The sequence below is a fragment of the Streptomyces sp. NPDC044061 genome (genome assembly GCF_056434305.1).
The window spans coordinates 1-26,918 of sequence record NZ_JBWKFL010000076.1 but is presented as its reverse complement, the minus strand read 5'-3'; the positions used below and the strand labels follow the sequence as shown (position 1 = coordinate 26,918).

Annotated in this window: 23 protein-coding genes and 2 pseudogenes; 11 read left to right on the top strand and 14 right to left on the bottom strand. The window is 70.0% G+C overall.

Annotated elements, in window-relative coordinates; all coding sequences use genetic code 11:
• Positions 1-150: 150 nt before the first annotated feature.
• Together AC07CM_RS47340 and AC07CM_RS47335 are read left to right on the top strand one after the other, a co-directional pair.
• Positions 151-523: pseudogene (locus AC07CM_RS47340) on the top strand (class I SAM-dependent methyltransferase); the annotation flags it as partial.
• Between the two features lie 130 nt (positions 524-653).
• Positions 654-1,511, top strand: a complete 858-nt coding sequence (locus AC07CM_RS47335) for an EamA family transporter (protein ID WP_478882780.1) — start codon at positions 654-656, stop codon at positions 1,509-1,511.
• Positions 1,512-1,548: 37 nt separating this feature from the next.
• Here the strand turns inward: AC07CM_RS47335 and AC07CM_RS47330 are convergent, their stop codons facing one another.
• Genes AC07CM_RS47330 through AC07CM_RS47310 form a run of 5 tightly spaced genes read right to left on the bottom strand, consistent with a single transcriptional unit; the run spans position 1,549 to position 6,968 of the window.
• Positions 1,549-2,568 (bottom strand): histidinol-phosphate transaminase, encoded by a 1,020-nt coding sequence (locus AC07CM_RS47330; RefSeq protein WP_478882779.1) that lies wholly within the window; start codon positions 2,566-2,568, stop codon positions 1,549-1,551.
• Positions 2,569-2,571: 3 nt separating this feature from the next.
• Positions 2,572-3,591 (bottom strand): 3-oxoacyl-ACP synthase III family protein, encoded by a 1,020-nt coding sequence (locus tag AC07CM_RS47325; protein WP_478882778.1) that lies wholly within the window; start codon positions 3,589-3,591, stop codon positions 2,572-2,574.
• On the bottom strand, positions 3,588-4,223 hold the full coding sequence (locus AC07CM_RS47320) for an SRPBCC family protein (protein WP_478882777.1): 636 nt from the start codon (positions 4,221-4,223) through the stop codon (positions 3,588-3,590). The genes AC07CM_RS47325 and AC07CM_RS47320 overlap by 4 nt, the downstream gene beginning before the upstream one ends.
• The gene (locus tag AC07CM_RS47315; RefSeq protein WP_478882776.1) at positions 4,213-5,955 is read right to left on the bottom strand and encodes a thiamine pyrophosphate-binding protein; all 1,743 of its coding nucleotides are present in this window, start codon (positions 5,953-5,955) and stop codon (positions 4,213-4,215) included. Before AC07CM_RS47315 ends, AC07CM_RS47320 begins: the two co-directional genes overlap by 11 nt.
• Complete coding sequence (locus tag AC07CM_RS47310) at positions 5,952-6,968, bottom strand: GlxA family transcriptional regulator (protein WP_478882781.1); 1,017 nt, start codon at positions 6,966-6,968, stop codon at positions 5,952-5,954. The genes AC07CM_RS47315 and AC07CM_RS47310 overlap by 4 nt, the downstream gene beginning before the upstream one ends.
• A 509-nt stretch (positions 6,969-7,477) precedes the next feature.
• Here AC07CM_RS47310 and AC07CM_RS47305 point away from each other — a divergent pair.
• The 3 genes from AC07CM_RS47305 (at position 7,478) to AC07CM_RS47295 (ending at position 12,838) form a co-directional block, all read left to right on the top strand.
• Positions 7,478-8,668 carry a carboxylate-amine ligase gene (locus AC07CM_RS47305; RefSeq protein WP_478882775.1) on the top strand — a complete coding sequence of 397 codons (1,191 nt, stop codon included), beginning with the start codon at positions 7,478-7,480 and terminating at the stop codon, positions 8,666-8,668.
• A 175-nt stretch (positions 8,669-8,843) separates the two neighbouring features.
• Complete coding sequence (locus AC07CM_RS47300) at positions 8,844-10,625, top strand: N-acetylglutaminylglutamine amidotransferase (RefSeq protein WP_478882774.1); 1,782 nt, start codon at positions 8,844-8,846, stop codon at positions 10,623-10,625.
• A complete protein-coding gene (locus tag AC07CM_RS47295; RefSeq protein WP_478882773.1) occupies positions 10,601-12,838 on the top strand; it encodes a S9 family peptidase in 2,238 nt (745 codons plus the stop codon). The genes AC07CM_RS47300 and AC07CM_RS47295 overlap by 25 nt, the downstream gene beginning before the upstream one ends.
• Positions 12,839-12,871: 33 nt before the next feature.
• Here AC07CM_RS47295 and AC07CM_RS47290 read toward each other — a convergent pair whose 3' ends face one another.
• The gene (locus AC07CM_RS47290) at positions 12,872-14,317 is read right to left on the bottom strand and encodes a GntT/GntP/DsdX family permease (protein WP_478882772.1); all 1,446 of its coding nucleotides are present in this window, start codon (positions 14,315-14,317) and stop codon (positions 12,872-12,874) included.
• Positions 14,318-14,533: 216 nt separating this feature from the next.
• Here AC07CM_RS47290 and AC07CM_RS47285 point away from each other — a divergent pair, with 216 nt between their 5' ends.
• On the top strand, positions 14,534-14,728 hold the full coding sequence (locus AC07CM_RS47285) for a hypothetical protein (protein ID WP_478882771.1): 195 nt from the start codon (positions 14,534-14,536) through the stop codon (positions 14,726-14,728).
• A 332-nt stretch (positions 14,729-15,060) separates the two neighbouring features.
• Here AC07CM_RS47285 and AC07CM_RS47280 read toward each other — a convergent pair whose 3' ends face one another.
• The 4 genes from AC07CM_RS47280 to AC07CM_RS47265 all read right to left on the bottom strand — a co-directional run bounded on the left by AC07CM_RS47280 (position 15,061) and on the right by AC07CM_RS47265 (position 19,104).
• The gene (locus tag AC07CM_RS47280) at positions 15,061-16,092 is read right to left on the bottom strand and encodes an MBL fold metallo-hydrolase (RefSeq protein WP_478882770.1); all 1,032 of its coding nucleotides are present in this window, start codon (positions 16,090-16,092) and stop codon (positions 15,061-15,063) included.
• 249 nt (positions 16,093-16,341) lie between these two features.
• Positions 16,342-17,496: an NADAR family protein gene (locus tag AC07CM_RS47275; RefSeq protein ID WP_478882769.1), complete on the bottom strand. Its 1,155-nt coding sequence runs from the start codon at positions 17,494-17,496 to the stop codon at positions 16,342-16,344.
• 66 nt (positions 17,497-17,562) lie between these two features.
• Positions 17,563-18,159 (bottom strand): hypothetical protein, encoded by a 597-nt coding sequence (locus AC07CM_RS47270; protein ID WP_478882768.1) that lies wholly within the window; start codon positions 18,157-18,159, stop codon positions 17,563-17,565.
• 114 nt (positions 18,160-18,273) lie between these two features.
• Positions 18,274-19,104 (bottom strand): dienelactone hydrolase family protein, encoded by an 831-nt coding sequence (locus AC07CM_RS47265; protein WP_478882767.1) that lies wholly within the window; start codon positions 19,102-19,104, stop codon positions 18,274-18,276.
• 141 nt (positions 19,105-19,245) lie between these two features.
• Here AC07CM_RS47265 and AC07CM_RS47260 point away from each other — a divergent pair, with 141 nt between their 5' ends.
• From AC07CM_RS47260 to AC07CM_RS47245, 4 genes are all read left to right on the top strand, one after another.
• Positions 19,246-20,265 carry a GlxA family transcriptional regulator gene (locus AC07CM_RS47260; RefSeq protein ID WP_478882766.1) on the top strand — a complete coding sequence of 340 codons (1,020 nt, stop codon included), beginning with the start codon at positions 19,246-19,248 and terminating at the stop codon, positions 20,263-20,265.
• A 430-nt stretch (positions 20,266-20,695) separates the two neighbouring features.
• On the top strand, positions 20,696-21,247 hold the full coding sequence (locus AC07CM_RS47255; protein WP_478882765.1) for a TIGR03086 family metal-binding protein: 552 nt from the start codon (positions 20,696-20,698) through the stop codon (positions 21,245-21,247).
• Positions 21,248-21,542: 295 nt separating this feature from the next.
• Positions 21,543-22,688 (top strand): M48 family metallopeptidase, encoded by a 1,146-nt coding sequence (locus tag AC07CM_RS47250; protein ID WP_478882764.1) that lies wholly within the window; start codon positions 21,543-21,545, stop codon positions 22,686-22,688.
• Positions 22,685-22,900: a hypothetical protein gene (locus AC07CM_RS47245; RefSeq protein ID WP_478882763.1), complete on the top strand. Its 216-nt coding sequence runs from the start codon at positions 22,685-22,687 to the stop codon at positions 22,898-22,900. The genes AC07CM_RS47250 and AC07CM_RS47245 overlap by 4 nt, the downstream gene beginning before the upstream one ends.
• On the opposite strand, the pseudogene AC07CM_RS47240 reads toward AC07CM_RS47245, so the two are convergent.
• The 4 genes and pseudogenes from AC07CM_RS47240 to AC07CM_RS47225 all read right to left on the bottom strand — a co-directional run.
• A pseudogene (locus AC07CM_RS47240) lies at positions 22,882-23,040 on the bottom strand (ATP-binding protein); the annotation flags it as partial. The gene AC07CM_RS47245 and the pseudogene AC07CM_RS47240 overlap by 19 nt on opposite strands.
• A gap of 170 nt (positions 23,041-23,210) precedes the next feature.
• Positions 23,211-23,744, bottom strand: a complete 534-nt coding sequence (locus AC07CM_RS47235) for a hypothetical protein (protein WP_478882762.1) — start codon at positions 23,742-23,744, stop codon at positions 23,211-23,213.
• A complete protein-coding gene (locus AC07CM_RS47230; protein ID WP_478882761.1) occupies positions 23,741-24,175 on the bottom strand; it encodes a MarR family winged helix-turn-helix transcriptional regulator in 435 nt (144 codons plus the stop codon). Before AC07CM_RS47230 ends, AC07CM_RS47235 begins: the two co-directional genes overlap by 4 nt.
• A gap of 325 nt (positions 24,176-24,500) precedes the next feature.
• Positions 24,501-25,400: an NAD-dependent protein deacetylase gene (locus AC07CM_RS47225; protein WP_478882760.1), complete on the bottom strand. Its 900-nt coding sequence runs from the start codon at positions 25,398-25,400 to the stop codon at positions 24,501-24,503.
• A gap of 217 nt (positions 25,401-25,617) precedes the next feature.
• On the opposite strand from AC07CM_RS47225, the gene AC07CM_RS47220 reads away from it, so the two are divergent.
• Entirely contained in the window at positions 25,618-26,217 is a 600-nt protein-coding gene (locus AC07CM_RS47220) for a lytic transglycosylase domain-containing protein (RefSeq protein ID WP_478882759.1), read from the top strand.
• Positions 26,218-26,918 lie beyond the last annotated feature (701 nt).

Genomic DNA, 26,918 nt, shown 5'->3' with positions numbered 1-26,918 from the left:
CCGCGGCCAACTCCCCACCCATCACACCCGGTCAACGGCCCATCCGATCAAACGGACACGCCACTAGCGAGTGAACCTGACCAAGCCCTACTAGGTCCTGTCCGGGGATCATGTGACCACGAGGCCGCGACGATGGAACGCGCATCCGACATGCCCGAGAGTCTCGCCCGACCTGCGGATCCGGCCCGGGTGAACGACTACGACGGCTTCGCCGAGGCGTATGCGGCGGAGAACGAGAACAGCCTCGTGAACGCGTACTACGAGCGGCCCGCGATGCCGGCCCTCGCCGGAGAGGTGACCGGCCGTCGGATCCTGGACGCCGGCTGCGGCTCGGGCCTCCTGTCCGCCGCGTTGCGCGACCGCGGTGCCGTCGTCACCGGCATCGACGCCGCCGCCGCGATGCCGGCGTTGGCCGGGCGGCGGCTCGGTGACGACGTGGCCCTAACTGGTCGACCTGAGCGACCGGCTGCCGTTCGCCGACGGCGCGTTCGGCGACGTGGTGGCGTCGCTGGTGCTGCACTGGGCTCGGGCGACCATGGACTGTCCCTTTCGTGTGAAATTCAGGTGAGGTCCGGCGCCCGATCGTCGAGAATCCATGCGTGGCCATCATGAACATCGACACGGCTGAACCCGGCCCGTCCCCCCGAACCTCCATGACCGCGACGGCCGGACGCACCTTCGGCGCGATCCCGCCAACGGCACTGGTACTGCTCGGTGTCGTCAGCGTTCAGCTGGGCTCGGCATTGGCCAAGCACCTGTTCAGCGCAGTCGGCAGCTTCGGGACGGTCTCGTTGCGACTGCTCTTCGCGGCGGTGGTGCTGCTGCTGTCGTGGCGACCGTCGCTGCGCATGAGTCGTCGCACGTGGACAGTGGTGCTCGGCTACGGCGTGGTTCTCGGCTCGATGAACCTGTGCTTCTACCTGGCGCTGGCCCGGATCCCGCTGGGGATCGCGGTGACCATCGAGTTCCTCGGGCCGCTGGCGGTGGCCCTGGCCGGGTCGAGGCGTTGGCTGGACGCTGTGTGGGCCGTACTCGCGGCAGGCGGTGTGGTCCTGCTGATGGAAGGACGCGGTGACCTCGACCTTGCAGGTCTTCTGTTCGCCCTCGCCGCGGGGACGTGCTGGGGCCTGTACATCCTGGTCGGCGCGGCGCTGGGCCGCCACACCACGGAAGGCAACGGCCTGGCTCTGGGCATGGTGGTCGCGGCACTGGTGGCGGTGCCGTTCGGTGTGGCCGACAGCGGAACGGCGCTGATTCAGCCGTGGGTCCTGGCTGCGGGGCTCGGCGTGGCACTGCTGTCGTCGGTGATCCCGTACTCGCTGGATCTGGAAGCACTCCGCAAGGTCCCACCGCGCGTGTTCGGCATCCTGATGAGCCTCGAACCGGCGATGGCGGCCCTCATCGGCCTCATCGTGCTCCAGGAGGCGCTGCACTGGACGCAGTGGATCGCGGTGCTGTGCGTGGTGGCCGCATCGGCGGGCGCCACACGCGGCGACCGCCCGGACGTCTAGGCATCTTCCGTCCGGCGGGCCGCCGCGGTGGCGTGCGTCACGGAGCCGACACACTCTGGTGCGCGCGCAGTCCCGCCAGCGCGGTCACCACGGTGTCGTTGGCGTTCCGGTCGCCGACGGTGAGCCGGAGTCCCTCTCCGGGGTAGTGGCGTGCCTGGACGCCGGCGTCGGTGAGTGCCGCGGCGCCCTCGTCGATCGGATCGGGCGCGGCGAGCCAGACGGAGTTGGCGTGGCCGGGACGCACGCGCCAGCCGACGGACACGAGTTCACGCTGGAGCCGTTCGCGTTCGGCGACGATGGTGTCCACGCGCAGGCGCAGTTCGCTTTCGGCCCGCAGTGAGGCCTTCACCGCCGCTGTTGCCACCGCGTTGATCCCGAAGGGCAGTTGGTGCCGGCGGATCCGTGCGACCAGCTCGGGGGCGCCGAGCCCGTAGCCGACCCGCAGGGCGGCGAGGCCGTAGGCCTTGGAGAAGGTGCGCAGGACCAGCAGGTTGGGGTGTGCGGCCACGAGCGCGGGTGCGTCCGGCAGGGTCGTGTCGCGGGCGAACTCCACGTACGCCTCGTCGAGGAGCACGGCGACGTGTCGGGGGACCTGGCGCAGGAACGCCGACAGTGCGGCCGCGGTGACGAGGCTTCCGGTGGGGTTGTGCGGATTGCACAGCACCACGACGCGGGTCCGGTGGTCGAGCGCCGCGAGCAGGGCGCCCAGATCCTGGTGTCCGTCCGGTGACAGGGGTACGGGAACGGGCTGAGCGCCGACCATGGCGGCCAGCAGGGGGTAGGCGTCGAACGTGCGCCAGGCGTAGGCCACTGTGTCGCCGGGCCGGACCACTGCCTGGAACAACTGCAGGGCCACGCCGACCGATCCGCTGCCCACCGTGACATGGTCGGAGGGCATCCGGCACCAGTCGGCGATCCGCTCCGTGAGGTCGTCGGGGTGGAACGGCGGGTAGCGGTGAGCCTGTGCGACGGCCCGTTGCATGGCCTCGCGGACGGAGGGCAGCGGGGGATACGGGCTCTCGTTCAGGGCGAGCCGGTGCAGCACGGGGAGGTCCATGGCTCAGTCCCGTCCGCCGTGCCAGCGGACGGCGACGGCGCCGGCGAAGTCGCCCGCGTGGGCGAATCCCCCGAGCACCATCAGGTCACCGTCCTCCACCTGCCGGGAGCTGATCGCGCGGTCCAGGGTGATGGGGATCGCCGCTCCGAAGAGATTCCCGTATTCGTCGAAGGTGTGCAGGTGCCGTTCGGCCGGCAGTTGCAGTGCCTCCCGCCAGTTGCGCAGGAAGGTCCGGTTGGGCTGGTTGGTGATGAGGACGTCGATGTCCGTGCTCGCCACGCCGAGCCGCCGGCACAGGTCCGTCACCACCTCGGGCACGAGGCGGTTCCCGCGGGCCAGGACCTTGGCGACACCGGCGTCGGTGAACCCGATCCGCAGCTGGGACTCTCCCGGTTCCCAGTACTTGCGGCCGTCGTCGACCGCCAGGGTCATGTCGCCGGCGTACTCGCCGACGTGCCGGGTCTCCACGTCGAGGACCGGCGACTCGGCCGACGTCGTCACGTACCCCACCCCGCACCCGTCGCCCGGGACCGCCGCCTGGGCGAGCTTGCGGACCTCGGACTGGGTGAACCATTGCCCCGCGGCGCTTTGCGCGTTGCATATCAGCGCGCTCTTCGCGTCGGTGGTGGTGAGGATCTGCCGGGCCAGCTTCACCATGTACACGAAGGACGCGCAGCCCGCGTTGGCCACGTCGACGAGCCATTCGGGGTTCAGGCCCAGCCGACGCGCCACCTGGGTTCCGGCGCCCACGAACGGCAGGTCCGGCAGCTGGCTGTGCACCAGCAGCACGTCGACGTCCCGGATCGCGGCCCTGCCGTGCCGTTCGATCAGGGGCTGCACGGCACGCTCGACCATGTCCGCGTTGGTCTCGTCCCGGGTCACGTGATGGCGTGACGGCGGGACCTTGAACATGGGGTGGTTGCGCAGCTTGTCCTCGGCTCCCGGGTAGTCCGTGTAGAACTCCGCGGGGACCGGCTCGCCGGGCAGATAGCTCGCGACGTCGGTGAGGCTGACCGTGGTCACCGCGCCACCGCCCGCACCGGAGCCGAGCTGACCGGCAGGCCATTGCGGTGGCGGTGTTCCAGGATGGCCTTGAGATTGCGCATCTCCAGGGTGTGCCCTGCGTAGAAGAGGTCCCAGTAGTCGCCCACCCAGGGCCGGTCCGGGCGCGGAGCCAGGTCGGGGCGCGGGTTGTCGTCGTAGTAGGGGTGCCGGCAGTTGGTCCAAGTGATCACCGAACCCGGCTTGTCGAGTACGAGTCCGGCCGGGACGACACGCATCAGGTAGATCATCCACAGCTGCTCGCCCTGGTCCCAGGAGCAGTGGTAGTCGACGGTCATGGCCTCGGGGTTGGCGAGCACCTTGCAGTAGATCCTGGTGTCGTCCTCCAGCCGGTCGTGACCGACCCACAGCCCCGGTGTGCCGGTGGGCGCGAAGTCCCGCAGGCTGCAGGTCCATTCCTCCAGATGGTGTCCTTGGCGCAGGTATTCGTAGGCCTGCTCCGGGGGGCAGTCGACGTACTCGTGGATGGTGCAGTACTGCCCGTAGACCTGATGGTGGGGGTAGACCGCGTGGGTGAGCTCCATACAGTGGGCGGTCAGTTCCTCCTTGCCGGTGTTCTCGATCCGGACCAGACCGGGGATGTCAGCCAACATGGACGACTCCTCGCTCATCTGAACTCTCCTTGCTCTCGGTGGCTTTGGCGGTGAAGGACTGGAAGGGAAGGAACGGGGGGATCTCCCGCGGGTCGCAGTCCACGGCGACGAACGCCGGGCCGCCGCCCGCGTTGCCGCGCAGCAGTGCCGTGCGCAGTTGCGCCGCGTCGGCGGCTGCCGTGGCATCGAGGGACGGGAAGGCGGCGGCCACTCCGGCGGCGAGGTCGGTCCGGGCGAACAGGTCGTCGCTGCGGACGCCGCCCTGGAGGAACTCCTCCCGCAGTGCGCACATGGCGTGGGCGTTGTTGTTGAAGATCACGAACGTGACGGGTGCGTCGTACTCCACGGCGGTGTGCACTTCCATCCCGTGCATGAAGAAGGCTCCGTCGCCCGCGAGGACGTAGGTGCGTCGGCCGGTGGCGAGCGCGGCGCCGATGCCGGCGCCGAAGGTGTAGCCCATGCCGCCCATGCCGACCGCCACCACGAAGCGGCCGTGGCGCGGCGCCGGGAGGAGGTGGATCGCGCTGGCCCCCGCATTGCCGGCGTCCACGAAGACGTGCGCGTCCTGGGGGAGCGCCGCCTCCACCGCGGCGACCGCCTGGGCGTGGGGGACGGTTCGCTGCCGGGCCTCAAGCGGTGGATCCTGCATGGCTGTGGGAAGGGGTCCGGCGTGTGGCGGGCAGGGCCGTGGGTGCGAGGGCAGCCGGGTGGTCACCGCGCGCAGCGCGTCCCGCAGGTTCCCACCCAGCGCGGTGCCCGTCACGAACGGCGGTTCGGGGCCGAGGCAGACGACGTCGGTGGCGGCCAGGGCCCGGTCGAGGCCGCCGCGCGCCAGGAGCGGCAGCCGGGTACCGGCCAGCAGACACAGGTCGGCGCGCCGCAGACAGTCTTCGACGTTGGCGTGACCCATCACCCCGGCCACGCCTGCGAATCGGGGATCACGGTTGTCGAAGACGTCCTTGGCGTCCGGGGTGACCGCCACCCACGCCCCGAGGCGCCGCGCCAGTTCGGCCAGCTCCCCGCGCGCGTCGGCGGCGGCAACACCCTCACCGGCGATGACGAGCACGCGACCGGCCCCGCGCAAGGCGTCCGAGACGGCGCTGACGGCGGCCGTGTCGATCCGCGCCACGGATGGACCGCCTGGTGCCCGGGTCGCCTCCCGGGGCACCTGGATCCGCGCCTGCTGCACGTCCTTGGGCAGCAACAGCACGGCCGGCCCGCGAGGCTCGGCCTGTGCCGCCGCGACCGCCCGGGGCAGCAGTTCCGTGAGTGAGTCCGCGTCGTCGACCCGGGCGCAGAACCGGGAGACGGGTGCGAAGACCTCCCGTGCGTCGAACGAGCCCGCCTTGCCGCTGGAGTCCTGGAACGCCCCGTGCCCTTCCTGGCCGGTCGGCGGCTGGCCCACCAGGGCCAGCACGGGCACTCGGGAGGCGTGCGCCTCCGCCAGGCCCGGTACGAGATTCATCGCACCGCCGCCCGAGGTGGCGGCCACCACGCCGAGGCGCCCGGTGGTACGTGCGTATCCGTCGGCCATGGTGACGGCCGAGAACTCGTGTTTGGCGACGACACCGCGGACCGCGCCGCCGCGATGCAGCGCGTCGTACAGGTCCTCGATGTTCGCGCCGCCGACGCCGAACACGTGGGTGACGCCGATCTGGGCCAGTTCCCCGGCCAGATGGTCGACCAGGCGCACGGTTTCTGCCTCGCGTAAGCCGGAGGTCGTGCTGGTCATGCGGGGCTCCCCTGCCTCTCGTGGTGGCGGTCGATGAGGCCGGCCGGCGACATGACCTGAAAGCGGTGCCGGTATTCCTTGGGGGTGAGTCCCAGGGTTCGTCCGAAGGAGCGGAAGAACGTCTCGGTGGCGGCGAATCCGCAGCGGCCGGCGATTTGACTGATCGTCAGGTCCGTGGTTTCCAGCAGTTCGCGGGCGCGGGCGATGCGCGTCCGCTCGACGTACTGGCCGGGTGTCATGCCCACCTCGCGCCGGAAGACCCGGGCGAAATTGCGGTGACTCATGTTGGCCTGCCGCGCGATCTCGGCCACGGGCAGCGACCCGTCCAGGTTGTCGAGAATCCACTCCTGCGCCGCGCGGATCGGCGGATGGTCGGCCAACTGGGCGTCGAGGACGGCGCTGTACTGGGACTGTCCACCGTGCCGCTTGAGGAACAGCACCAGAAAACGTGCCGTCTCCAGCGCGAGCGCCGATCCGTGGTCGGCCTCCACCAGAGCCAGCGCCATGTCGATGCCCGTCGAGACGCCCGCGGAGGTCACGAAGGGTCCGTCCCAGACGAAGATCGGCTCGGCGTCCACCGTCACCTCCGGATACCGGCACGCCATCGCCTCGCTGTACGCCCAGTGCGTCGTGGCGCGTCTGCCGTCGAGGAGGCCCGCCTCGGCCAGCAGGAAGGATCCGCCGCACACGGAGGCGACCCTGCGCGACCGGGACGCCGCCCGGCCGATCCAGGACACGAGCGCCCGGTCCCGGAGCGCGTGGTTCAGACTCCAGCCGCCCGGCACGAGGAGCGTGTCGATCGGGCCCTGCCCCGCCTCCAGTGGCGAGGCCTCCATCACCACCCCCGAACTCATGCGCACCAGTGGTGCGTCGGCCGAGACGAAATCGGTCCGGTAGGGGGTGCCCGAGGGACCCACGAGCCGGTTCGCGGTATCGAACACTTCAATCGGTCCGGTGATGTCCAGGGCCATCGCGCCCGCGTACACCACCACAACAACACGTCGCTCCAACACGGTGACAGCCTGTATCGGATCTCGTACTGGCTGCAATGACAGATTATTGACGTATCCGGCCAACAAGCGGCGGCGGACGGGCGGGAAGGCCGCTGGCTAGGCAGTTCGCGTGCCGAGCAGGTGGTGCCGGGTGAGGCAGCTCACAGGCGCCGGTGCGGCTTGGCGCAGTGCCGGCACCCTCACCTCCGGATCGCAGCCGGCATCGAGGCCTTCTGCCACTGCGGACGTCCCGGTTCTGGGGCAGGGTGGGGAGCGCGAGGCAACGGCCCCCACGTTCGCGGACGACGACGAGGTCATCGAGCGTTTGACGGCCCCGCACGCTCGGGTGAGGGTGGTCGTATGCGGCAGCCGCTCATCTGTGATGTCAGCGTCTCTACAGAGCGTTGCGTGCTTAGTAATGGGCCAGACGGGAAGTCGGAGGTGCACAGCCCACCACCGGGGTACCGGTGGGGGCGGGTCGGTTCTCGGGCGAGACAGTCAGCTGTCCGCCCGTCATCTCTGGGAGTGTCGTGACCGTTCGCATCGGAGTGGAAGAGGAGTTCCACGTCGTCGAGGTGGAGACCGGCCTGCTCGTGCCCCGGGCCGACACCGTGCTGCAGAGCCTGCCCAGGCAGACGTTCACGACCGAGTTGCAGCAGGCGACGGTGGAGTGGAACAGCGGTGTGCACACATCCCTGGAGGACCTGTACGGCGATGTCATCAGCGCCAGAAGCCGGCTCGACGCCGCAGCGGCCGCTCACGGTCTGGCCGTGGTGGCCGCCGGAACGGTGCCGCTGGCCCGCACGGAAGACATACGCCCCACCCCCGGACGCCGCTATCGCCACATGGTCGACGAGTACCGCATGGTCGCCGACGAACAGCTGATCTGCGGGACACACGTCCATGTCGACGCCCCCGACCGGGACCTGACCGTGCGCGTCATGTGCGAGGTGCTGCCGTGGCTGCACGTCCTGCTGGCGCTGTCCGCCAGCTCCCCCTTCTGGCTGGGCGCCGACACCGGCTATGCGAGTTGGCGGACCATGGTGTGGCAGCGCTGGCCCACGGCGGGGCCGCCGGGATGCTTCGCCGACGCCGCCGAGTACGACGCGGCTGTGCAGGGCCTCGTCGACTCCGGCGTCATCAGCGACCCGGGAATGATCTACTACGACATCCGGCCCTCCGCCCACCAGCAGACCCTTGAGCTGCGCATCTGCGACTCCTGCCCCCGCGTGGAAACGGTCGTGCTGATCGCCGGACTCTTCCGCGCCCTGGTGACAGAAGCCCGTGAGCGCCTGGAAACCACGGATGTTCCCGCCTGCGTGGGCCGGCACGAGTGGCTGCGGGCCGCTGCCTGGCGGGCCGCGCGGTCGGGCCTGGAAGGCACATTGATCGATCCCGGGAGCCGGCACGAGGCGCCCGCGGCCCAGGTCCTCCGCAGCCTGCTGGAACGTGTGCACCCGGCGCTCGAGGCCACCGGAGACTGGCAGACGGTACGGGAACTCGCCGAGAGGGCGCTCACGGCCGGCAGCGCCGCCCACCGCATGCGACGCGCGGCCATGGAGGAGGACCTGCTGGCCTGCACGGATCTGGCGATCGCGGAAACCCGCAGCGAGGACCACTCGCCTCCCCGGGCCGTTGCCGGCCCCACCCGGCACCTCGCCCCCCCGGGACGGCCTACGGACGCCTCCGGATCCTGGCGGGCGAGAATTCCCGGCCGCTGAGCGCGCAGGAGCGGTTCAGCCGACTCGCCGACCCGATCCCGTACACGCTCTCGTCGCGAAGGAGAAGCACCACCGTGTCCACCAGCCCAGGCCACATACCGACGGGCGGGCCCGCGCGCACCCCAGCGCCGCGCGGCCCGCGCGACCCGTACGCGCAGCGGGGAGGTGGGTGCGGATGTGCGGCCTGAGCGGAGAGATGCGCTTCGACGGCAGGCGCCCCGACCTGGCGGCCGTCGAGCGCATGAGTGACCGGCTCGCGCCCCGGGGGCCCGACGGCCACGGGATCTGCTCGCGGGGCGCCGTGGCACTGGGGCACCGCCGACTGAAGATCATCGACCTCTCGGAGCGCGGGCATCAGCCGATGACGGACGCCCAGCAGGAGCTCACCGGAGTCTTCAACGGGTGCATCTACAACTACAAGGAGCTGCGCGCGGAACTGACGGCCCTGGGCCACCGCTTCCGGTCCACGTCCGACACCGAGGTCGTCCTCAACGCATACCTGCAGTGGGGGACCGGCTGCGTCGACCACTTCTACGGCATGTTCGCCTTCGCCCTCGTCGAGCACCGGACCGGCCGGCTGATCCTGGGACGCGACCGGCTCGGCATCAAGCCCCTGTACCTGGCACAGACCCCCGGGCGGCTGCGCTTCGCCTCATCGCTGCCCGCCCTGCTCGCGGGCGGCGGCGTCGACACCTCACTGGACCCGGTCGCGGTGCACCAGTACCTCAGCTGGCACGCTACCGTCGCCGCACCTCGAACCGTCCTCACGGGGGTGCGCAAGCTCCCGCCGGCCACCGTACGGATCGTCGAGCCGGACGGCACGTACCAGGAGCACCGCTACTGGCAGCCGTCGTACACGCGCCGCCCCGAGCACGCGGGCATGGGCCCCAGCGAGTGGAGGGACGCGGTGCTGGACGCACTGCGCACCGCCGTACGCCGCCGGATGGTCGCCGACGTGCCGGTCGGTGTCCTGCTCTCCGGCGGGCTGGACTCCAGCCTGATCGTGGCACTGCTGGCCGACGAGGGACAGCGGGACCTGGCCACGTTCAGCGTGGGCTTCGATTCGGAGGGCGGCGACGAGGGGGACGAGTTCCGGTACTCCGACCTGATCGCCAGGGAGTTCGCCACCGACCACCACCAGCTGGTCGTTCCCTCCCGGCGGGTGTCGGAGGCCCTGGACGGGGCGGTCGCGGCGATGAGCGAGCCGATGATGAGCCACGACGTGGTCGCGTTCCATCTGCTGTCCGAGCAGGTGGCCGAGAACGTGAAAGTCGTCCAGAGCGGGCAGGGCGCCGACGAGGTCTTCGCCGGCTACCACTGGTACCCGCGGCTGGCCGCCGTGGCACGCGAGGACGAACCGGAGCGGTATGCCGAAACGTACTTCGACCGCTCCCACGCCGACCTCGCCGCGATGCTGCAACCGCACATGCTGCCGCAGGACGACGTCTCCGGCAGGTTCGTCCGGGACAACATGGCGGTACCGGGGGCCGAGACAGCACTCGACGCCGCCCTGCGGCTCGACACCCATGTCATGCTGGTGGACGATCCGGTCAAACGGGTGGACAACATGACAATGGACTGGGGCCTGGAGGCCCGCGTGCCGTTCCTGGACCACGAGCTGGTGGAGCTGGCGGCCGCCTGCCCGCCGGAGCTGAAGCTGGCCGATGGCGGCAAGGGCGTGCTGAAGGAGGCCGGCCGCAAACTGCTGCCCCACGAGGTGGTCGACCGCCCCAAGGGCTACTTCCCGGTCCCGGCGATCACCCACATGTCCGCACCGGTCCTGCGACGGGTGCGCGAGGCACTCAACGCCCCCGAAGCGAAGCGTCGCGGCCTCTTCCAGGACTCCTACGTCGCCGAACTCCTGGCGGACCCCGAACGACACCGTACGAAGCGCGGAGCGAACGCACTGTGGCAAGTGGCTTTGCTGGAGATATGGCTGCAGACACACGGAATCTGACCGGGGAGCCCATCACGGAGCGCACGCCCGACACCGAGCGCGCTGTCGGCCCGCACCTGGCCGAGAGCAGCGGCCCGGCTCCGCCGACTCCGGACGGCCGTACCCCGGCCTTCGCCGCGCCCGCCCGCATCCCGCTGCCGGACGCCGCCGGCCCGCGCGACCCGACGACGCGGCTCATCGCGCACGGCTGCTGGTATCCCTCGGCCGACCCGACCGGAACACAGGTCGCCTTCATCTGCGACCGGGGCGGCGAACCCCAGCTCTGGGCGGGGCCGGTCGACAGCGACGCGGTACGCCTGCTCGACGACGGACCGGACCCCGTCCGGGAAGTGTCCTGGTCGCCCGACGGCCGCTGGATCGCGTACACCACGGCCCCCGGGGGCGGTGAGCACACAAGAGTGCTGTGCGTGCGACCCGACGGCACCGACCGGCACATCCTGGCCGGAGCCGAGCCGGGCAGCTCCGCCTACCTGGGCTGCTGGGCGTACGACGGATCGGCGGTCGCGGTCACCGTCGCGGTCCCCACCGCCGCACCCGTCCCGGAGACCGCGGCAGAAGAGCCGTACTCCCTCGTCCCGGGCCCGGTTGCCGGCCTCCTGCCGGACCACTGGCAGGCCCGGATGGGTGATGCCGAACTTCTCGGTGCGGCACCCCGCACGGACCACGGACTCGCACTGTCGTCACCTCCCGTGACGGTCGACACGCTCGCGATCGGCGCCCCGGGCGACCAGCAGACCGCCCCGGCGGCCGGCTTCGGCGACGGACTGTCGACCTACCTCCTCGACCCCGACGGTGTGACCGCCCCCGTCCTGCTCGCCACCGAACAGGACGCCGCGACCCTCCGCGTGTGCGATCTCAGCCGTGACGGCTCACTGGTGCTGCTGCGCCGGGGACCCCGTGGCCGCCGAGAGGCGGTCGTACTGCGCACCACCGACCACGAGACCACATGCGTGATGCCGGTGGCCGACGGCGACCCGTGGATCGGCAGTTTCTCCCCCCGCGCGGACACCCTCTGGCTGCGCAGCAACGCCCACCGGGAGTTCGCGGTCCTGCTCGCCGCCGAACTCGACCCGGAAGGACAGCCGCGCGGCTGGTCCGTCGGGGCAACACGCGAGGACAGCGACCTGGAGCTGCTGCGATGGGCTCGCGACGGCAGCGCTGCCGTGCTCGCCTGGAACGTTCGGGGCATGAGCGAAGTCGAGGTCCGCGACACGGACCCGTCCGGCACGGGCGGGGCCACCACCGGCCCGCCCCGCTCCGTGCCCCTGCCCCACGAAGTGGTCACCCGTATCGCGGCCGGCGGCCCCCGGCTGCTGCTGGCCCTGTCGGGGTCCCGCCGTCGACCCGGCATCTGGTGGGTTCCCGAGGGCGTGACCCTGCTGCGCACCCCGTGGTCGTCACGCGACGAGGACGCCGTTCCCCCCGGCCGCCCGCCGGTGCGACCGGTCCCACTCCGTCCGACTGCACGGGACGGACTGCCGCTGAACGGCTGGTACTACCGTGCACCGGGGCGCGGACCCGGTGATCCGGCGCCCTGCGTCATCCATCTGCACGGCGGCCCCGAGGACCAGGAGCGACCCGTCCTCGACCCCCTGTACCACGAGATCCTGGGGCGCGGACTGGACGTCTTCGCACCCGACGTACGCGGCTCCTCCGGGTACGGCCGGTCGTTCGTCGACGCGGACCTGGGAAGGGGCCGGTTCGCCGCGCTCGACGACGTGGCGGACTGCGCGGCCCACGTCGTGCTGGCCGGTCCGGCGGACCCCTCCCGGTTGGCGGTCATGGGCCGCTCGTACGGCGGCTATCTCACGTTCGCGTCCCTGGTCTGGCACCCGGATCTCTTCCGCACCGGCGTGGCGGTCTGCGGCATGTCCGACTTCGCGACGTTCTTCGAGGGCACCGAACCGTGGATCGCCCAGTCGGCGGCTCACAAGTACGGCCACCCGGTACACGACCGTGAACTGCTGCACGCGCTGTCACCGATGAGCCGCATCGACGCGCTGCGCGCACCCGTGCTCGCCGTGCACGGAGAACACGACACCAACGTGCCACCGGGGGAGTCGGAGCAGTTCGTACGGGCGGCACGCGAACGAGGTCTGACCGCCGAAGTACTCACACTGCGCGACGAAGGACACGATTTCCTCCGCGCGGACAACCGCCGGCTCTTCCGCCGTGCCGCGGCCGACTGGCTGCAACGGCACCTGACCGCCTGACCGGCACTGTGAGTGGTCGCGGGCGCCCGCGCCTCACACCACGATGCTGAGCAACAGGAGACAGCCCAGGGACGTGAGAGAGAGCAGAGTGTGGGACACCGTCCAGGTTTTGACCGTGCCGCTGATCGACGTGCCGAAATACTCCTTGGCCATCCAGAAAGCCGCGTCGTTGACATGACCGGCGAAGGCTGCGCCCGACCCCAGGGCCAGGGCGAGCAGTGATGCCTGAGCGGGCGCCAGGCCGTGCGAGAGAGGGCCCACGATGCCGGCCGCGGTGATGGTGGCGATGGTGCCGGAACCGACGATGGTCCGCATCAGGGCGGCGACCGACCAGGCGAGAAGGAGCAGTGGGATATGGAGGTCGCCCGCCGCCTGGGTGACGGCTCGATCGACACCGGTGTCCTGCAGGGCCTGCGAGTAACCCCCACCGGCGCCGACGATCACGATGACACCCGCGACGGGTGCGAAGCTCTTGGCCAGAGACGCCTGGACGTGACGCCGGCTGAATCCGAGCGCATACCCGAAAGTGATCAGCGACACGAACACCGTGACCAGCAGCGCGATCATCGGAGTGCCCAGGAACTCCACAACGGCGTACAGCCGGCCGTGGGACATCGGAAAGCTGTCGAAGAAAGCCTTGAGCGTCATCAGCACGATGGGGAGCAGGATGGTGCCGAGAGTGACCGGAAGGCTCGGCATCCGGTGGGGGGCCGCCCCTTCCGCCCGCCTCGCATCGGAGCCGGTCCCGGTCCCATGGTCCCCACGGTGCAAGTGGGTTGTGAAGGCGGCGTAGGCGGAGTCGGGCACATGGGCCGGCACCCGGGGCCAGATGTAGGCGGTGAACAAGGGGCCGACGACGATGGCGCAGGGCACGGCCACGAGGAGGCCGTAGAGCATGGTGAGCCCGATCGACGCGTGCACCGCCTGGATCGCGATCAGCGGCCCCGGATGCGGAGGGACCAGCGCGTGCACCGTGGCCAGACCGGCCACGACCGGCATGCCCACCCGCAACACCGGATAGTGGATCTGCTTCGCCAGTTGCAGCACCAGGGGCATCAGCATCACGAAGCCGACCTCGAAGAACATCGGCAGACCGACCAGGGCCGCGACCAGAGTGACCGCCCACGGCAGCCGTTCCGGCCGGACCATGCGGGTCAAGGTGTTGACGACCTGCTCGATACCGCCGGAGTCGGCCAGCATGCGGCCCAGAATCGCGCCCAGGACGATGAGTACACCCACGGAACCGGTGATGCGGCCAAGCCCGGTCGTGAAGGAGACGATGGCCTTCTGGGCGGACTCCCCGGCCAGGAGCGAGACGGCCAGCGAACTCACCGTCAGAGCCAGGAAGGCGTGGATCTTCAGCCAGCTGATGAGCAGGACGACGATGGCGATGGAGATACCCACCACCACCAGGAGCCATGTGTCTTCAGAGGTCCAGTTCCGACCCGCCGCCAACAGTCCGGCCGCTTGGCTCACCATCCAGTGGTCTCCGTTCCCTTTCCCCGCCCTGTCTTTTGCGCGGGCTCCGGGGCAGGTCGACGGACTGCCCAGTCGCGGATGGACAACCTGAAGAACGACACCACACCGAGCAAGCGCCGGGCCGACGCAACGAGGACGTGGCTGTCGCGATCACTCGATCAGCGCGATCCCCGGCAACCCCCGAGGGTTGTAGGGTGCGACGCCGAGGGGGTGACCATGACAGACCGCGGCTGGTACGACGACAGCGAATACCACGACGCAGTGCGGCGGACCGAGCGCGCAACACGGTTCGGCTGGGCGGCGATAGCCGGCACGACAGGACTGCTCGGCTGCGCGGTGATCGCCTTGGCCGTTGTGTGCGCGGTCGCAGTAGTCGCGTGTTCGTACGTCGTGGTGTCGATGAACTACTAGAGCCAGATGCGCGTCAGTCCTTGTCCTCGGCTGTCCCTGGCTCCGCCACGGAACGGTGCATGGCGGCCTTGGCGCTGTCGGGGTGGACCTCGTTCGCCAGGCCCTGAGCCTTGGTCTTCAAGGAGCCGGTCCGCTACGGTGCGGACGTCAGCGACCGTCTCGCCCAGCTGCTGTGCGGCGCGGCCCCAACCGCCCCGGGGGCCGGTGCGGGCGTAGGGGAGTGGCCGCGTGGCTGACCTTTTGTCGTGGCGGTCGTGACCTGCGCTGTGGCGGTGTGCTCGGTGGCAACGCTCAGCCGGGCCACGTAGAACGCTTGGACTCCACTACAGCGCTCATCGCAGAGTGGGCCGGGCCCAGGGCGCGTCGGCGCTTTCGGACTCCGGCCGTAGCCCGAGCTCACGGAGCTGGTTGACCGCCGTCATGGCGGTGAACATCGCATTCGGGTTGGCGCCCCCGATCCCGAGATCAGCGATGGCTTCCGCGAACCGGGCGGTGAACGCGCTCGGCCGAATCCGACTGTTCTCCGTGGTCAGCCCGAGTGCCGCCGCCTGCAGGGCGGTGGCCTGCTCCAGCAGTCCGTCCAGGTAGGCCGACACCTCAGCGCCACGGCGCACGGCGAAGGTGTGTCCGTCGGTGAGGAGCGCGGCTTCTCCCTCCTCGAAGAGGCGGGAGACGGCGCCGAGCACGCTCTGGATCTTGAGCTGGTCGGCGTCGGCCATGGCGCCGCAGGGCCCGTTGCCCTCGTCGGACAGGTGAAGGACGCCGCAGCCGCTCAGGTGCACGATCACATGCCCGGCGCAGTGGCCCTGGCTGCGCAGCACGCGGACCGAGCCGCCGGCGAAGGTCCAGCCGGTGAATCGAAGCGAGCCGATCCGGATCAGCTCCAGCGGCCGCTCCTCAAAGGTCCGGGACGTCGCGCCGAAGGGCCGCATGGGCTGGAAGATCGACAGCACCTTCTCGGCCAGTACGGGCGGCGCGGGCAGGGGCGCCAGCCCGGCGATGCGGTCGAAGGCCCGCATCCAGTACGCGGCCGGGTCCCGCATCTGGCCGACCTCGAGGGCCGGGACGTAGTGCTCCACGGGCACGCCCAGCTCGTCGGCCAGGTCGTTGTTGCCGATGTGGTCGGGATGGCCGTGCGTGGTCAGCACCAGTGCCCGGGACCAGTGCCCGACCCGGTGGGTCGCTTCCCGCAGCGCCGCGCGGAAGGGCGCCGTGACACCGGTGTCGACCATCACCAGAGTGTCACCGGCGCGGTGCACGAGGGCGTTGCCGACGTCCGGCTGCTCACGCTCGACCTGCAGTTCCTGCCCGAGGACCAGCAGGGTCCGGTCGTCGATCTCGACGAGGTCACCGAGCGCGGTCATGGATCCTCCCGCGGTCTCGTCCGAGCCGCGGCTCGCGACGAACCCGTGAGGGGCAAGCGACGAGCACCAGAAGCCCGATGAGTGAGCTGAGTGACGGGTGACGGTGGACCCTGCACGCCGACCCGCCCTCGGTGGGCCATGCCGCTCACCTCAACGGCGTCGACCACGAGTCCCCTGCCCACGAGCGTACGCCGCGCCACACGTGGTGTCCCTGGGGAGCATGGGGCCGAGGGGCCTGTGCCCTGGCGCTCACGATGCCGGCCTGTCCAGCTTGCTGACCGCCAGCTCGGAGCGGACCACCTCGAGCAGTCGTCCCATCCAGTTGCCGCCCCGCAGTCCGTGCTCGCCCCAGAACGTCGAACCCACCTCGGTGTAGATCAGCCGCGATGTTCGTGTGCTCGTCAGCACTTCGGCAAGGCCGGGGTGCTGGGTGAACTTCGCCCGCAGCAGGTCTGCCATGATCGCCGTCCGTGCCTCGGGCCAGCCCTCGCGCAGGGTGGAGCCCTCGGCGAGCTGCTGCGCGGCATAAGGAGTGTCGGCGCGCAGGATCTCGGTCCGCCGGTGCTCGTGGGTCACGGCCAGCGCCCAATAGGCGTGCGCGACGGTCGGGTAGATCGAATCGCCGACGGTGATGGGAGCGGGGAACTCGTTGCGCAGCACCAGGATGCCCGGATCCTGCGGCCAGCCACGCGGAAAGACCGTCTGGTTGATCAGGACGCTGGACTCGACAGGTCCTGTCACGTCCTCCGTAGATGTCTTGTCGGCGTAACGCCGGAGCTGCTGCTCTCGATCGGTGAAGTAGCGCAGAGCCGCGGCATGCATGTCTTCGGTGACCACTTGCTCCGCACCGCGCCATTCGACCCGATGCCCGGGGCCTGCTGCCAGCACCCGCAGCGGCCAGTCCTTGGCGTCCTGGTCGCCGAGGGCGTAGATCCGCAGGTGTTCGGGGATGGCGTCGTAGGCTTCGCGAAGCGCCGTCCGGTTGTCTTCCGTCGGCTGACTGCGGAAGGCGTCCAGGGCGGCCAGGCAGCGCGCCCTGGAGTTCGGGCGGCCGTTGAGTTGGTCGATGTCGTCGCGTACCTCGCCGAGCAGCATCTCGGGGGTGAGCCGCACGCGCGGCTCGGTGAACTTCCACGACGCGAGGTGATGGGCTGAAGCCCGAGCGCCGTCGGTCAACTCGGTGGCCACCCAGCCGGATGAGAGCTTGTCGGCGAACTCCTCCAGCGTCACGAGCCCCCAGCAGTCGACCATCCCGTCGGCGTAGATCAACAGGTCGGTGAGGAAGTACGTCGCCCCGTTTCGAATGAAGGCGTGCCGCCATGTTCCTTCGATGCGCTCGCCATCCACGTTCCGCCATGTCCGCCGTCGTATCGCCACGGCCGACAGGGTAGCCGTGTGTGCCATGACATGATCAAGTTTTCAGTCGGCAGCGGATGCGCGCCGCCCGCCCCAATGGCCGCGTGACTGCCTCTAGTAAGGCCCTCCTCGAGAGAACGAACTGAGGCGCGGACGCGGCCGATCGTCTCTTCGGTGCGCGGCATCAGAGCGCTCATTTGGTGCCGAGCGTTCCGCGAGTACCCGCAACGTCGCAAGGCCCGCCAGGACTTCGGGGCGGGTGTCGGCCCGCTTCATCCACACGGGAAGTCGCGGGAACATCGCCATGGTCGACGAGGCGGTACGTTGCCGCAGCACAGCGCTGACATAGGCGGCCAGCTCTTCGATGTGCTTGTCGTTGTACGTCCACAGGATCTGCCCGACGCAACGGGACTGCAGCCACAACGGCTGCCGGAAGAACGGATCTTCGGTGCCGCCCAGCACCGCGCCCACAAGTGCGGCGCCCCGCACCTCGGCCTCCCATTCGTCGGTGGCCCCGCACGCGGCGCACACGAGACGGCGCGGCATGAACATCAGCTCGCTGACGTACCGAGGTGCCTCAAGGTTTGGCCTGGGAACGACGAGAGCACGTCCCCCGCACCGCGGGCACACCACCAGAATGCGGTCCGTGAACTCGGCCAGCCACCGCCCTCGGTCCATGTGACGCGCCGGACTGCTCGATTCGGACTTCATGGCGTGCACCATGGCACACACAGCGCGGCTTGGGCTCACAGGTTCCCCATGCATGGCGCGTGCCCCGCCCTGCGTCATGGCGACTGCCGACTTGTCCGGCGGACCAGGGCCCGGTCAGGTGGCGGGCAGCGACCGGTCCCCGTGCCGGTGCAGGCGGTCGGCGAGGAAGGCGAGGACCTCGTCGCGGGCCCGGACCGTGGGGTGGCCGGCCTCGTCGACGAGATGGGCGGTGACGACGCTGTGCGGGGTGCCGACCAGGTCGGCGAAGAAGGGCGGCGGGGCCGGGTTGGCGGCGCTGTCAGGGAGCACGCGCCCGTCGAAGGCGTCGCCGAGCAGCGCGCGGTAGGCGGCGAAGCGCTGCCCCGTGCACCAGCGGTCGCCCTCGAAGCGGTAGGCGAGGACGGTGAGTCCGTCGCGGTCGAGCCGGTCGCGCACCGCGACGGCGTCCGCCGTGTCGAGTTCGAGTCCGCCGGGGTCGTCCAGCGGCAGCGACGGGTGGTTGACCACCGGGGCGATCACCGCCGGCTCCAGGGCCATGGTGAGGGCGAAGTTGCCGGTGAAGCACAGACCGATCGCGCCCACCCCAGGCCCACCGCAAGCGGTGTGGGCCTGGCGGGCCAGGCCGCGCAGCCAGACCGTCACCGGGCTGGTGCCGCCCCCGGCGAAGGCGCGGAACTCCGCGCTGACACAGGCGCGTCGGAAGACCTCCCGGCCGCCCTCGGCCGTGGGAAAGGCGCCGTCCGTCCCGAACAGGGAGGGCACATGGACGGTGAAGCCCGCGTCCCGCACCCAGCGCGCGAGTCGCAGGACGTCGGGACTGATGCCCGGCATCTCAGGCAGCACCACGACCGCGGGTCCGGCCCCGGCCACGTACACCGTCTTCTCCACCCCCTCCACGGCCACGCTCCGGCGGATGAAGTCGGTGATCGGATCGTCGTCGCTCATGGGGCCAGCCTGGTCCGGGGGCGGCCGTCGGGTGAGGGGCGGAATCGCCAAGGCCAGGGGTAATCTCGCCACACGCGAGGGAGGCAGCGGTACCCGGGCGGCGGCGACCGGGGCCGGGGAAACCAAGGGGGTCCGGGAGCGATGACCGAGGCGGCACAGCAGGCGGAGCACGGTGGGAGTCCCGTTGCCGGGCCGGGTGCACTACGGATCGGGGTCCTGGCCTACCCGGACTGCTTCGCGTCCGAAGTGTTCGGCGTCCCCGACCTGTTGACGATGGCCGGGCATGTCGCCGGACCGGACGCGCCCGGCTACCGGGTGTCGGTCGTCTCGCCCCGCCGCCGGGTCACCGCCTCGGGCGGCGCGAGCCTGGACGTGCGTCCCTTGCGCGAGGTCGACGTCCTCGTGGTCCCCGGCTTCGAACTGCGTCCGGACACGGACCTCGACGCCCGGCTCGCCCGGCTCACCCCCGAGGTCGCGACGATCCGGGCGCAGGCCGCCGCCGGCACCGCCGTCGTCTCCCTCTGCGTCGGGGCGTTCCTGCTCGCCGAGGCCGGGCTCCTCGACCGGCGCCGGGCCACCACCTCCTGGCTGCACGCCGGCGAACTGGCCAGGCGCTGCCCGGACGCCGACGTGCGGCCCGAGCACCTGGTCGTCACCGACACCGGGGTGACGACCACGGCCGCCTTCAGCGCCATGTACGACTTCGCGCTGGACCTGATCCGCCGACACAACGGCGCCCGCGTGGCCCGCACCACCGCACGGTTGACGCTCGTCGACGACGCGCGGACCTCCCAGACCGCGTACGTCGACCCGCGGCTCCTCCCGCAGCCCGGCCGGGAGTTCTCCCAGCAGGTCATGCGCAGGCTCGACCAGAACCTCGCCGAGCGGTACGACCTCGGCGCGCTCGCGGACGCCTTCCGGGTCAGCACCCGCACGTTGCTGCGCCGCTTCGCCGAAGAGACCGGACGCAGCCCGCTGGCCCATCTGCAGGACTCCCGGGTCCGCCGTGCCCGCCATCTTCTCGAGACCACCGACCGCACCGTCGCCGCCGTCGCCGCGGCCGTCGGCTACCAGGACCCCGGCACCTTCGCCGCCCTCTTCGCCCGCCACACCGGCCACCGCCCGAGCGCCTACCGGGCCGCCTTCCGCCGCATGCGGTGATCTCGCCTCGCGTCGACAGGGCTGCCCCGGTACCTGAGAGTGCGTGGCACGGTCATCCGTGTGGGCGAACTTACCGACCGGTTCGACGGCCAGGCTCCGACGTGCGGGTCGGGGTCGGAAGCCAGGTGCTGCAGTGCGGGGTGAAGAAGCCGGTCCGCGCCAGGGGCGCACGTGTCGCCCAAACAGGAGACGAGGGCTTCGTTGTCGGTCCGGACGAATCCAAGCATGGCGTCAGTCTTGATCCCCGCCGGGATGCCAGGCAACGGGACCTGGACGGTGATCGCCGAGGGTGGCACCGCGGTCGGCGTTCGAGTCATGCGTGTCTTCGGCCCTGGTCATATGGTCTTTGTGCGAGAGGATCGTGAGTGCGGCAGGCAGGGTCAGGTGGGTCGTATTTCTTCCGGCGCCGCTGAAGCGGAAGGACGGATCGATGGGATCTTCAGTTCAGGAACTGTATAAGCGAATCGCGTCACGCTTCGGAGAACTCATCGCGAATTGTCCACAGGGAAAATGGGAAGCTCCCTCTCCATGCCCCGGGTGGACGGCCCGGGACGTTGCGGCTCACGTCGTTTCCAATCATCGGCGGGCCACTGCAGGTCTGGATGGATCAAGCTATTCCGCACCTGGTAGAGGCGAGAATCTGTTTGAGGCTTGGACCTCGGCATCCGCAGAAATCAAGGCTTCCCTGCGTGACCCGGCGAAGGCGTGCACGCTCCTGGGTGAAGAGTTCGACTCCATCCCGTTCGAGGAATTCGTGAAACGGATGGCCTGTGCCGACACCTTGATTCACACGTGGGACCTCGCGCGTGCAACCGGGCAGGACGAGGTATTGGATGCTGAAGCCGTGTCTGTGGCGACAGAAATCCTACTGCCCGAGGACGACGATATTCGGATCCCGAACGCGTTTGGGACCAAGATTGCCTCAGCCGTCGATGCGGACGCCCAGACCAGGTTGCTGAATTTCCTTGGGCGGCAGGTCTAGGCCCGGTCGGGAGTGGGGACAGAGAATCAGCTCTCCGGGTCTCGATCCAGTGCCGAAACATTCGTATTCCTGACCACCCCGCTGGGCGGCCGAGCGGACCATGCCATGGCTGGCCGACCCCAGACGACTGCACCAACGCTACGAATGCCAGGCCCGCGCACCCTGGCGGCTCAGATGTTGCTCAGACCGCTTGCTCTTTGCTCCGCCGCGATGGTCGGATCGGCACCTGTTCGAGCGGCAGCGACCGTTCACCGCCGAGGGGGAGCATGTGGAACGTGACCATCACAATCGACCGGTGAGCGCTGCCCGCGTCAGAATCAGGACAGCAGTCGCGTACATCGTCGCCGGCATGGTCCATCTCGTTGCGGCGGCGCTGTTCATCGGCAGCCTGCTGTTGATCGTTCTCGGGTTCCGGACCGTCGTTCAGCCCCTGGTGGGTCTGGTGCTGCTTGGCCTGGCTCTTGCGCTGCGCCCATGCCCCGGACGGCTGAATCCTGACCTGCCCACGCTGCGGAAGGCAGATGCCCCGGCCCTGTTTCAGCTATTGGACGACATAGCGGACACCGGCGGAGTACGGCGACTCGATGCGGTCCAGTTCAGTCCGGATTTCTCGGTTACCGTTACCCACTACGGGTTTCGCCGGAAGCGCTGCCTTGTTCTCGGGCTCCCGCTCTGGGTCGCTTACCCGCCTCAGCAACGTGTTGCCGCTCTGGCCCATGCGCTGGCTTGCACGGCTCCTCACAACGTCCGTTCTCGCGTATTCGTCGCCATGGCCCTCGAGTCACTGACTGCCGGGTCGGAGACACTCCGAGCCAACGGCAATGCGACCATCTCATGGCATGCCAATGCTTATGCCTGGCGTGCGGACGATGTGGCAGCCGGAGCACGGCGCTTCGACAGGCGGGCCCGGACCAGCGAGTGGTTGCTGTGGATCCCAAGAGCGGCACTGGCCGGGGCAGCGCGCTTGCTGCTCTGGCTCACGCTGCCGGCCACACAGAGTGCGCAGTTGGAGGCGGACGACGCGACTGCCCGCACGGCTTCCTCCGCGGCTGCAGTCGCCGCGCTGAACGACCAGCACCTTGCACGCGCGATATGCCTGGAAGTAAATCGTCTGGTGATTGAGACGAAAACACTTTCCGGAAACCGGTCCTGCACAGCCCGGCAGCGGGATTTCTGGGAAAGCGTTGCCCATCATGCGGCACGTCTACGCGAAGAGCGCGGCAGTGGCCAGTCCTCCAACCCCGACGCTCCCGCTGTCGCGTGCGACGTTACCCATAATCCTTTCGATGCTTTGCGCATGGCACGACTGAAGAATACCCAGCAACACCGCGCAGCGATCATTCTGAATGAGTCCAGCCTGACCTGTATCGCTGACGAACTCCGCCTTCCCGAACAGGCAGTGTTGAGCAAGATGATGCGCGATGGCATCGCTGTGGCATGAGCCCAGTGCGCTGCACTGGACACCTCGGACCGCACCTGGCGGCAACCGCCCCCGACCTCGCAGGCACCGCCGGCTGCGTCTCCACCTGGCTGCACAACGGTGGCACCCCTGCCCCGGAGCGCAGCCGGATCCTGCAGGGCACATCAAAGGTTCGCGACGGCACCGTGTCGATCGGAGTCCCGAGCGGGGCGTATCAGTTCCTCGACGAGTAGGGCCGGTGAGAAGGCGACGGCTCAGGCCGGTCGGTGTCGAGGTCTATAGCAGCGGGGCGGTTCTTCAGCCGGTAGCCAGGGCCGTTGATGGAGATCACTTCGCAGTGCTGGAGGAGCCGGTCGAGGACAGCGGTGGCCAGGTGGGCACCGTGAGCATCCCGAAGCGCCTCCCGCACCGTCGTCGCCGGCCCACGAATCCGCTGCGGTCCGGGCACGCCAACTCACCTCCGGCAAGCTGCCGTTCGACGCCCGGCGCGCTGAACGGCCCTCCCGGCGTGGGTCTCAGTCGAGACAGGAGGGCCGTTGTCGATCAGCACCCTTCGGTGTGCTGCCAGGGGAAGGGCGCGAGGTCGGGCTCGACCCAGCCGGTCCTCGCCGGCGTGCCTGCCAGCGTCGAGGGGCGGTAGTGGCGAGTCAGCAGCTTCTTGTCGAGTAGCGCGGGGTGTTGGTCGGCGAAGGCGTCAAAGTCGGAGGCGTCCGCCTGGCCTGCGTGGTGACCCACGAGTTCGACCCACGACCGGCTGACGGTGGCGTTGTATTTCTGTGGGGCACCTGCGTAGCGAGCGGTGCGCTGGATGCCGTCGCTGACCAGTTCCACCGCCGCGGCAGTGCCGTAGCGCCGCACGGCCAGCCAGGTCAGGTGGACGTGCTGGCGGTGCCCGAACCGCTCGGTGGTGGCCATCACCTCTGCCATGAGGTCCGCGAACGGTGAGGGTTCCTCGTGCGCGCTGTGGCCACCGCGCAGGTGACGCCGGAGTCGTTCGGCCGGGGCGGTCACTACCCGGAGCAGCGCGTGCAGATGCGCCGTGTGACCGGTGCGTGTGCCGTGGCCGTGCGCGGTCATGACCCCTCCTTGATCAGGGCGTCCAGGACGGCGTGGAAACCGGCGAGCGCCTCTGTGGGCAGGCCCTCGAGCGCGCGGTTCTCGAGATCGGCCAGCGTCTGCGCGATCACGGCGGCCGCGACGCGCCCGGAGTCGGTGAGCTCGATCAGCACGGCCCGCCGATCGCCGGCCCGCGTGCCGCGGGTGATGTGGCCCCGTCGCTCCAGCCGGTCCAGCACGCTGGTCAGCGTTGTCGGCCGGGCGCCGACAGCGGCGCCCAGTTGGGACACGGTGCGGCCCTGACCGTCGGCGAGGTTGGCCAGGGCGTTGATCTCGGAGGTGGTCAGGTCGAGGTCGACGAGTTCGGCGGAGATCAGCTGCAAGGTGGCGTGGGTCGCACGCTGCAGGGCCAGCAGCGCCGACCTCGCGGGTGGAACGAATTCGGATTTCACGCTTTCGGATATTACGAGATCGTAGTACTTGCCCGCAAGGCTCCCGGGACCAGCGACGGGCCGATTCATCGGGTCCGAGCAGATCCCGGCGCTATCCGTGGGCTCGGCGGGGCACGGCCCCTACGGGGTCCGCGCTGACGAAGCGGAAGCCAGTGTCGTTGTAGGACGTGGTGGCCTCGGCGTCCTTCATCAGCGGCGGTGCAGCGCCGCGTGAAGGGGGACGTGGGCGCGCTGCCCCGCACCCATGCCGCCCAGGCTTCCGGAGTCCAGGACGTTGCACTTTGCGGCGGTCGGGATGTCCCCCTTATGGACAGGTGCGGTCCTTTTAGCCCGCCGCCTGGCTGTCGATGGGGATGTCGAGCCGGCCGGCCACTGTGGTGAGGGCCGTTCCCAAGGGCAGTGCGACCCGGGTCAGGGCGTGCCGGTCGCCGCGGGTCGGGTCCCGGTTGACGATCAGCACCGGCTTCCCGGCCTGGGCCGCCTGGCGGACGAACCGGAGCCCGGACATCACCGTCAGCGAGGAGCCCAGGACCAGCAGCGAGGCCGCCTCGCGGACCAGGTTGCGGCAGTGCTCGACCCGCTGCGGCGGAACGGTTTCGCCGAAGAAGACCACGTCGGGCTTGAGGATGCCGCCGCAGGCCGTGCAGGGCACGACGCGGAAGTCCCCGACCTGTTCGTCGGTGAGGTCGGCGTCCCCGTCCGGATTGATGCCGGCGGCCATCGGCTCGAAGCCCGGGTTGGCCTCCTCCAGCCGCCGGGCGAGTTCGCGGCGCGGGCTGAAGGCACCGCAGGAAAGGCAGACGACCCGGTTCAGGCTTCCGTGGAGCTCTACGACGCTCTCACTGCCGGCGGCCTGGTGCAGGCCGTCGACGTTCTGGGTGATCACACCCGCGAGCAGGCCGTGCCGGGCGAACGCGGCCACGGCCCGGTGCCCGGCGTTGGGGTGGGCACGGCCGAAGGTGCGCCAGCCGAGGTGGCTGCGCGCCCAGTACCGGCGCCGGGCCTGAGCGCCGGCGGTGAAGTCCTGGTAGGTCATCGGGGTGTGCCGGCTCAGGCTCCCGCCCGCGCCCCGGTAGTCGGGGATACCCGATTCCGTCGAGATACCGGCCCCGCTGAGCACCAGCACCCTGCCGGTGCTCAGCGCATCGGCGACCGGCTCCGGGTCCCTGGTGCCCGGCGGCAGGTCCTCGGTAGGGGTCCAGCTCAGAGTGGGGCGCATGCGCATGCCGCCAGGGTACGGAACAGCCTGCCGTCCGCTGGTCGACGGCGAGCAGCTGCAGGTGCCGGGGACAGGGCGTGGCGGTGTGCCGTGCGCTCAGGGATGCGGAACCGTGGGGGCTGCACGGCGGATTGAGGCCGGGGCGCGCGGGCATGCGCACCTCAGGACGGTGGAGGCCCTGCGCGCAGGAGGCGGCGGGCGGTAGGAGGGGAGGAAACGGGCGATGGCCGAGCGATCGACGGCAGCGTCAAAGGAACAGTCCCCACCGGAGAACGGCGGTGACGTCCGGACGCCACCCTTGCGGCCCGGCAGCTACGATCCGGCCGACTACGCCGCGTCTGTGGTGCGCAGTGCCGGCGAGACCGGAGTGTCCCCCGCGCTGGTCCTGAGCGTGCTCCACAATGAGGCGTACAAGCCGCACCATCCGCTGCTGGAGCGGCTGTGGCAGTGGTGGAAACCGGGCGCGTCCTTCGGCCTGGCCAATATGCACCGTGCGACGTTCGAGCGGGTTCGGCGGACGCACGGCCTGTCGAGGCGGTGGCACGACCTCCGCGACGACCCTGCTTTCGCCATCCACGTGGCGGCCCTGCATCTGAAGGACCTCGACCGGAGCCTTCCGGAGCGGCACGTGCGCCGCTACACGCGCGAAGAACTGCTTGCCCTGGGCTACAACACTGGCGTACGCAACATGCGGGCGTTTGCCCGGGGCGTTTCGCCGGGCCCCATGGCACGGTCGTACCTGCGCCGCTTCCGTGCCCACCAGTGCCGGGCCGCCGCGGTCTTGGCGGACTGCGGCAGGACGCGCGATGCCGTGACCGGGTGAGCGGTAACGCGTCCGGCCCCGGCGTTGGGGCTCACGGTCTCACCGTCGTCGAACAGTCTGGGCTGGGCGGGATCATCCTGTCGACGCCGCGGCTCATCCGCACGACTATGTGCCGACACCCGCGCCGCAACTGGGAGAGGCTTCCTCTTCAGCCTGGTGTCCCGGACATACGGCCCTCCGGTCCGGAAGCCATCGGCCGGGCCGGCTGGAAAGATCGCCCGCCCGAGAATGGGGAGCCGGTCTCAGCCCCGACACCGACTCCCCGTCTCTCGCACCCTCATTCAAAGGCGGACCGCGCCCTGCGGGATACCGATGCGGGGGACGCGAATCCCTCGGATCGGGACAAGCCGCGTAGGGCGCAACGGGATCCTAGGCGTCTCCGGATCCTGCGGCGGTGCATCTGTTCTTGTCGGCGGCGTGGACAGGGGCGCCCGGTGCTTGACCCGGTGAGGACCCCGACCGCTGTGGTCAGGGCCTGGAAGTAGCCGGATGGGGGCGTGAAGCGTGATGCCACCCACAGGAGGTAGGTCACGTCCTACCGCGGGTAGTAGAGGCATCCCGCCCCTAGCAGGATGAAAGCCCACCAAATTGCCAATTACGGACATCTCTACGTTGTTGGGTAGTACGTCACATTCTTGCGTGGGGTTTCGGCGGGCGCTAACCATGTTTCTCGTTGCCGCAAGCAGCGGGACGGACCGGGC

Excerpts from the sequence above, each read along its gene's own strand:
- AC07CM_RS47335 (WP_478882780.1), top strand. The coding sequence starts at position 654 with ATGACCGCGACGGCCGGACGCACCTTCGGCGCGATCCCGCCAACGGCA.
- AC07CM_RS47330 (WP_478882779.1), bottom strand. The coding sequence starts at position 2,568 with ATGGACCTCCCCGTGCTGCACCGGCTCGCCCTGAACGAGAGCCCGTAT.
- AC07CM_RS47320 (WP_478882777.1), bottom strand. The coding sequence starts at position 4,223 with ATGTTGGCTGACATCCCCGGTCTGGTCCGGATCGAGAACACCGGCAAG.
- AC07CM_RS47315 (WP_478882776.1), bottom strand. The coding sequence starts at position 5,955 with ATGACCAGCACGACCTCCGGCTTACGCGAGGCAGAAACCGTGCGCCTG.
- AC07CM_RS47300 (WP_478882774.1), top strand. The coding sequence starts at position 8,844 with ATGTGCGGCCTGAGCGGAGAGATGCGCTTCGACGGCAGGCGCCCCGAC.
- AC07CM_RS47295 (WP_478882773.1), top strand. The coding sequence starts at position 10,601 with ATGGCTGCAGACACACGGAATCTGACCGGGGAGCCCATCACGGAGCGC.
- AC07CM_RS47290 (WP_478882772.1), bottom strand. The coding sequence starts at position 14,317 with ATGGTGAGCCAAGCGGCCGGACTGTTGGCGGCGGGTCGGAACTGGACC.
- AC07CM_RS47285 (WP_478882771.1), top strand. The coding sequence starts at position 14,534 with ATGACAGACCGCGGCTGGTACGACGACAGCGAATACCACGACGCAGTG.
- AC07CM_RS47280 (WP_478882770.1), bottom strand. The coding sequence starts at position 16,092 with ATGACCGCGCTCGGTGACCTCGTCGAGATCGACGACCGGACCCTGCTG.
- AC07CM_RS47275 (WP_478882769.1), bottom strand. The coding sequence starts at position 17,496 with ATGGCACACACGGCTACCCTGTCGGCCGTGGCGATACGACGGCGGACA.
- AC07CM_RS47270 (WP_478882768.1), bottom strand. The coding sequence starts at position 18,159 with ATGAAGTCCGAATCGAGCAGTCCGGCGCGTCACATGGACCGAGGGCGG.
- AC07CM_RS47265 (WP_478882767.1), bottom strand. The coding sequence starts at position 19,104 with ATGAGCGACGACGATCCGATCACCGACTTCATCCGCCGGAGCGTGGCC.
- AC07CM_RS47260 (WP_478882766.1), top strand. The coding sequence starts at position 19,246 with ATGACCGAGGCGGCACAGCAGGCGGAGCACGGTGGGAGTCCCGTTGCC.
- AC07CM_RS47255 (WP_478882765.1), top strand. The coding sequence starts at position 20,696 with ATGGGATCTTCAGTTCAGGAACTGTATAAGCGAATCGCGTCACGCTTC.
- AC07CM_RS47245 (WP_478882763.1), top strand. The coding sequence starts at position 22,685 with ATGAGCCCAGTGCGCTGCACTGGACACCTCGGACCGCACCTGGCGGCA.
- AC07CM_RS47235 (WP_478882762.1), bottom strand. The coding sequence starts at position 23,744 with ATGACCGCGCACGGCCACGGCACACGCACCGGTCACACGGCGCATCTG.
- AC07CM_RS47225 (WP_478882760.1), bottom strand. The coding sequence starts at position 25,400 with ATGCGCATGCGCCCCACTCTGAGCTGGACCCCTACCGAGGACCTGCCG.
- AC07CM_RS47220 (WP_478882759.1), top strand. The coding sequence starts at position 25,618 with ATGGCCGAGCGATCGACGGCAGCGTCAAAGGAACAGTCCCCACCGGAG.